The sequence below is a fragment of the Lactobacillus nasalidis genome, from assembly GCF_016587775.1.
Lineage (GTDB): Bacteria > Bacillota > Bacilli > Lactobacillales > Lactobacillaceae > Lactobacillus > Lactobacillus nasalidis.
Window position 1 is genome coordinate 1 of the sequence record NZ_BOCG01000279.1, and the last position, 309, is coordinate 309.

General features: G+C 65.0%; 1 protein-coding gene. It reads left to right on the forward strand.

What is annotated here, in order from left to right; genetic code table 11:
- On the forward strand, positions 1 to 309 hold a 309-nt coding region (locus lacNas_RS04925), incomplete at both ends, for a 6TM ABC transporter family protein (protein WP_444979752.1).

The window sequence follows — 309 nt, forward strand, 5'->3', positions numbered from 1 at the left end:
CCTTGCTGGCCTATGCCGCTGTCGGCATCGCCATTCCGCTCGTCTTCAGCCGCCGGGCCAGCCAGCCGGGCCAAGAGATCCGGCAAAAGCTCGGCCAGATCAGCAGCTTCATGCTCGACTCCATCATGGGCCTGGCCGAAAGCCTGCAGTTTGGCCAGGGGCCAAAGCGGCAGAGCGAACTGGCGGCGATCGACCAGGGCCTGACCAAGTCCCGGTCCCGCCTGGCAGCTTTGACCAGCCTCCAGCAGCTGCTGACCAATTTGACCATCCTGCTTTCAGCCGCCGGCATGCTGGCCCTGGCCAAAAGCC